Origin of the sequence: Loktanella fryxellensis, from assembly GCF_900110065.1 — a bacterium.
Lineage (GTDB): Bacteria > Pseudomonadota > Alphaproteobacteria > Rhodobacterales > Rhodobacteraceae > Loktanella > Loktanella fryxellensis.
In genome coordinates this window covers 1-1,089 of the sequence record NZ_FOCI01000074.1, presented here as the reverse complement: position 1 = coordinate 1,089, position 1,089 = coordinate 1, and the positions used below count along the sequence as shown (strand labels likewise).

The window sequence follows — 1,089 nt, the reverse complement described above, 5'->3', positions numbered from 1 at the left end:
GCGGTGGTGAAGCTGACCGTGAGGCCCTTCTGGCAGGCCGCCAGCCCAAGTCCGAGGGCAACATGGGTCTTTCCTGTGCCGCTGGGCCCAAGAGCGATGACGTTCTCACGCCGGTCGATCCAGTTGCAGCGCGCCAGTTCCAGCACCTGCATCTTGTTGAGTTTTGGGATCGCCTTGAAGTCGAAGCTGTCCAGGCTCTTGGTGGCCGGGAACTTCGCGGCCTTGATACGCCGCTCGATCATCCGTCGCTCCCGGTCGATCAACTCCAACTCGACCAGACGCGCCAGGAACTGAACATGATCCAGTCCCTCGGCGGCGCATTGGCGGGCGAGCTTGTCGTATTCCCGCAGGAAGGTGGGCAGCTTCAGCGTCTTGAGATGATCCGCGAGCAGGATCTTCGGGGCCACGGTCATGCTGCATCTCCCGACAGCAGCGACATGTAGCTGGCCGCGGATGTCGTCTCGACGTTTGCCCGCGGCAGGTATGGGTAGACATCGAGGTCCAGCTTCGGCGGCCGTTTCTCGACCTGACAGAGAACGAGGTGCTTGACGGCATCGAAGCCGACCGCGCCCAGTTGCAGCGCCTTCTTCACGGCGGCGTGCAGGTCATCGATATCGAAGGTCTCGAGCAGGCGCAGCACCTGGACATACTCGCGGCGCCCAGTCTTGATCATCCGCGCTTCCATCAGGCGGCGCAGGGTCGCGAAAGCGGGCGGCAGGTCCCATTCCGCCAATGGCGCCGCCTGGTCCAAGGCATTGATCTTCTGCTCAATCAGCGGAAGATAATGCACCGGATCGAACACCATGTCCTCGCGGTCGTAGCAGCGGGGATGGCGTGCGATCACCTGGCCACCGCAGCCGATCACGACCATGTCGACATAGCCCCTGATCCAGACGTCACGGTGACCGTAGGCGACTGGCACCGAGTAATCATTGGTCTTGTAGCGCACCAGCGCCTGCGAACTGACCCGTCCGGTGGCCTGATCACAGGCATCGAATGGCGCCGCAGGGAGTTCGGACATCACGACCAGATCACGCACGAGGCGTTGACCGATCGTCTCGGACTGGCCCCTCAGGACATCCGCCTGAC

General features: G+C 62.7%; 2 protein-coding genes. Both read right to left on the bottom strand.

Annotation, left to right across the window (positions count from 1 at the left end; genetic code table 11):
- A partial coding sequence (locus BMX16_RS17255; RefSeq protein WP_177174728.1) for an ATP-binding protein occupies positions 1 to 413 on the bottom strand: 413 nt, incomplete at its 3' end.
- Positions 410 to 1,089 (bottom strand): Mu transposase domain-containing protein (locus BMX16_RS17250; protein WP_425434046.1); only part of this gene is annotated, 680 nt, incomplete at its 5' end. The genes BMX16_RS17250 and BMX16_RS17255, both read right to left, overlap by 4 nt.